General features: G+C 70.4%; 2 protein-coding genes and 1 pseudogene. 1 reads left to right on the top strand and 2 read right to left on the bottom strand.

What is annotated here, in order from left to right; translation table 11 throughout:
- Both AB0M20_RS30280 and AB0M20_RS30275 read right to left on the bottom strand, forming a co-directional pair.
- Positions 1–445 (bottom strand): annotated as a pseudogene (locus AB0M20_RS30280) (hypothetical protein); the annotation flags it as partial.
- Positions 445–1,065: a sigma-70 family RNA polymerase sigma factor gene (locus AB0M20_RS30275; RefSeq protein WP_364303734.1), complete on the bottom strand. Its 621-nt coding sequence runs from the start codon at positions 1,063–1,065 to the stop codon at positions 445–447. The pseudogene AB0M20_RS30280 and the gene AB0M20_RS30275, both read right to left, overlap by 1 nt.
- A 154-nt stretch (positions 1,066–1,219) precedes the next feature.
- Here AB0M20_RS30275 and AB0M20_RS30270 point away from each other — a divergent pair, with 154 nt between their 5' ends.
- The gene (locus tag AB0M20_RS30270; protein ID WP_364303733.1) at positions 1,220–3,976 is read left to right on the top strand and encodes a LuxR family transcriptional regulator; all 2,757 of its coding nucleotides are present in this window, start codon (positions 1,220–1,222) and stop codon (positions 3,974–3,976) included.
- The last annotated feature ends 133 nt before the right edge of the window (positions 3,977–4,109 follow it).

The following is a 4,109-nucleotide window of genomic DNA, read 5'->3' as shown; positions in this document are numbered from 1 at the left end:
GCCAGGACGGTTCGTCGTAGCCGTCGACGGTGAACGCGGTGCGCTCGCCGGCGTGGGGAACCATCGCCAGTCGCTGGCCCACGTGAAGATCCTGCAATGCCGGGACGATCCTCCGGAGGCTGGGCCGGCCGAGGTTGTCCAGCAGGTCGTCGGCGTACCAGCCGCCGCGGCCCACCCCGACCTGTACCAGCCACGGCCATACCTCGGCCGGGGGAGCGTTGACGGTGATCGCGCGGGTGGCGCGGTACTGCGCGCCGGGCAGCAGATCGTCGCCGGGCATCGGCGCGGCCACCTCCGCCGGGGTGGCTCCCCAGGTCAGATGCCAACGCCGTCGGAACGGCGCCACGACGAAGCGAGGAAGGTCGGCGAGGACCTGCCGGACCTGGCCGGCCAGGTCGCCGAGCGTGGGCCGGGGTGGTGACCATCCGGATCTGATCTGGTTCATCACCTGCGCCACCTTCCGCTCGCACGGGCGATCGCGACCGGGCAGCCGGAGTGATAGGTCATCCGATCGATGAGGCCCGCCATGTCGCCGAGCCCCGCTGCGCCGAGGAAGGCCCTGACCAGCTCGCTTCGTTCCTCCGGGTCGACGCGATAGCGGGGTTGTCCGGCCAGATGGGCACGCGCGCGGCGCGCCAGTTGGCGCGCGTTGGCTTCGCTGAGCTCAAGGACTTCGGCGATCTCGCGGAACGGATAGCCGAACGCCGCATGCAGCACGTAGACGGCGCGTTCGACGGGGGAGACTCGTTCCATCAACAACTGAACAGCGCTCTCGATCGCTTGACGGCGCTCCGCCTCCGTCGCCGGATCGACAGTCGCGATGGTGAACTCCGGGAGCTGATCGACATTGATCTCGCGACGGGAGCAGGCTGAGGTCGCCACGTTGAGCGCCACCCGCCTCGTGACGGTGATCAGAAACGCGATGGGATCCCGGACCTCGGCGTGGTCCACGCCTTGCCAGCGGATCCACACCTCCTGCACGACGTCCTCGGCGTCGGCCGCCCGATCCAGCTTCTGGTATGCGATCCCGAGCAGTCGCGAACGGACTCTTTCGAAGTCGGCCACAGGCTCAGTGATTGTCATGCGTCGACAATGGCGCCGGACGCGTGCCCGTCGAGTCCGCCAACACGCCAGTCCGGATCGCCAGTCGCGAGCGGCGCGACGAGCGCGCAACGATTGATTGACCGCGACCGGGTGCCCGAAGTAGCGTCCGGGAACGATGGCGACGAGCCCTGCGCTGCGCGGTCGTCGCGACGAGTGCGACGTCCTGGACCGTCTGCTGGGGAGCGTGCGGGCCAGTCAGAGCCAGGTGCTCGTCGTGCGTGGCGAGGCCGGGGTCGGTAAGTCGGCTCTGCTGGACCACCTGGTGCACAGCGCAACGGACTGTCGCGTCGCCCGGGCGTCGGGCCACGAGTACGAGACGGAGCTTGCCTACGCGGGACTGCATCAGCTCTGCGCACCCTTCCTCCATCTGCGGGAGCGGTTGCCCGGTCCGCAGCGTGACGCGGTCGCGGCGGCGTTCGGCCTCAGTGCGGCGCCGGCCCCGGACCGCTTCGTTGTGGGTCTCGGTGTGCTCGGCCTGCTCTCGGCGATTGCCGAGCGGCAACCACTTCTGTGGGTGATTGACGACGCCCAGTGGCTCGACCGTGCATCAGCGCTCACCCTCGCGTTCGTCGCACGCCGCGTGCTCGCCGAGCCGGTCGGGCTGGTGTTCGCGGTTCGTGAGCCGAGCGACACCCCGGAGTTGGCCAGGCTTCCCGAGCTGGTGGTCCGGGGCCTGGGTGACGGGGATGCCCGGGCGCTGCTCGACTCGGCGCTGGCCGGTCGCCTGGACGAGCTGGTCGAGGACCGCATCGTCGCCGAGGCGCGCGGTAACCCGCTCGCCCTGCTCGAGCTGCCGCGCGGATTGACACCAGCAGACATGGCGGGCGGGTTCGGAGTGCTCGATGCCACGCCTCTGGCGAATCGGATCGAGCAGAGCTTCCTGCGCAGGCTCGATTCGCTCCCGGCCGAGACGCGGCGGCTCTTGCTGTTGGCCGCGGCTGAGCCGGTGGGCGACGTGTCCCTGCTGTGGCGCGCGGCCGACCGGCTCGGGCTCGGCGCTGACGCCGCGGCACCCGCGCAGTCCGCCGGATTGATCGACCTCCGCGGCCGGGTCCGGTTCCGCCACCCGCTGGTGCGCTCCGCGGTCTACCGGACCGCGACCTTGCCCGAGCGTGAGCAGGCACATCAGGCGCTCTCCGACGCGACCGATCCGGATCTCGATCCCGACCGTCGTGCGTGGCACCGGGCACACGCGACGACCACACCGGACGAGGTCATCGCTGCGGAACTCGAGCTCTCGGCGGGACGTGCCGCTCACCGCGGCGGCATCGCCGCGGCGGCCGCGTTCCTCGAGCGAGCAGCCGAGCTGACCCCCGATCCGGGGCATCGCGGCCGGCGCACCATCGCCGCTGCGAAGGCCAAGGTCGATTCGGGAGCGCCGGAGGCCGCTCTCAAGCTGCTGGCGGTCGCCGCGATGTTCCCGCTGGACGACGTTCAGCGCGCCCGGCTCACGTACCTGCGCGCCCAGACCGTCTTCGCCCTCCGCCGTGGCAGCGACGCTCCGCCGCTGCTGCTCGATGCGGCAGACCAGCTCGCTCCGCTCGACAGCGGATTGGCGCGTGAGGCGTACATGGAGGCGCTCGGCGCTGCGATCTTCGCCGGCCGCCTCCATGCCCGCGTCGGTCCCATCGAGGTGGCGACAGCCGCCCGAGGTGCGCCGCCCGGAAAGCAGCCGCCACGACCGACCGACCTTCTCCTCGATGGCCTGGCGACACGGTTCACGGAGGGCTACGTCGCGGGTGTGGCGCCGCTGCGGCGTGCGCTCAACGCGTTCAGCCGGGCGGGCGCACCTGATCAAGGCGACACGATGCGCTGGTTCTGGCTGCCATGGCAGGTCGCCGGCGACCTGTGGGACGACGGAATGTGGCATGAGTTGGCCACGCGGGCAGTGTTGCTGTGTCGCGACTCCGGAGCGCTCATCGTCCTGCCCCTGGCGCTTGGATACCGCGCCGTGGTGCACCTGCACGCCGGGGAGTTCGCGGCGGCGTCGTCGCTGGCCGAGGAGGCTCTGGGGATCACCGAGGCGACCGGCAACGCTCCGGTGAAGTACTCCTCGCTTTTGCTCGCCGCGTGGCGCGGCGTCGAGTCCGAGGTGCTGGAGGCCTTGAACTGGAACCTCGAGCATGCGATCTCGCGAGGCGAGGGTAGGGCGGTCGGGGGGTACGGCTACGTGACCGCGGTCCTGTACAACGGCCTCGGCCACTATGGCACCGCGTTGGCCGGTGCCCGGTCGGCATGCGAGTACGAGGATCTCGGGGTCTTCAACTTCGCCCTCGTCGAGTTGATCGAGGCGGCGGTCCGAAGCGGCGCCAACGATGAGGCCGCTGCCGCCCTCCGACGGCTCGAGGAACGGACCAGCGCGGCCGGCACGGACTGGGCGCTCGGTGTCCATGCCTGGTCGGCCGCCCTGCTGTGCGACGGTGCGGCGGCCGAGGCCTACTATCGCGAGGCGATCGAACGCCTCTCGCGTACCCGAATCGCCGTTCATCTCGCGCGCGCACATCTGGTGTACGGCGAGTGGCTGCGCCGCGAGAACCGCCGCGTCGATGCCCGCGCGCACCTCCGGATCGCGAACGACATGTTCGGCCGGATCGGCGCCGGAGGGTTCGCTGAGCGCGCCCGCCGCGAGTTGTTGGCGACCGGCGAAACCGCGCGCAAGCGCAGGGTCGACACTCGGGTCGCCCTCACGCCTCAGGAAGGGCAGATCGCCCGGCTGGCCCGGGACGGCCTGTCCAACCCCGAGATAGGCGCTCAGTTGTTCATCAGCCCGCGCACTGTGCAGTACCACTTGAGCAAAGTCTTCACCAAGCTCGAGATCACGTCGCGCAGCCAACTTCTCCGGCTGCCGGAAAGCGAGCTCAGCCCGGCCTGACTCACTCCCGCAGCGCAGCCAGATCTTCGGAGAACCGGACCATCATCCGGCGGTACAAGAGGGAAGCCCAGCTCACCCGAGCCACGCCGAGCGCGGCCAGTTCAGCGAGCGACGGCATGGTCGGCAACCTCAG

This window comes from Actinoplanes sp. NPDC051633 (assembly GCF_040681735.1).
In the GTDB taxonomy this organism is placed as follows: Bacteria; Actinomycetota; Actinomycetes; order Mycobacteriales; family Micromonosporaceae; genus Actinoplanes.
This window is presented reverse-complemented; position numbering and strand designations above follow the sequence as displayed.

What these genes read in the sequence shown, in the direction of transcription:
- AB0M20_RS30270 (WP_364303733.1), top strand. Translation starts at nt 1,220, where the DNA reads ATGGCGACGAGCCCTGCGCTGCGCGGTCGTCGCGACGAGTGCGACGTC.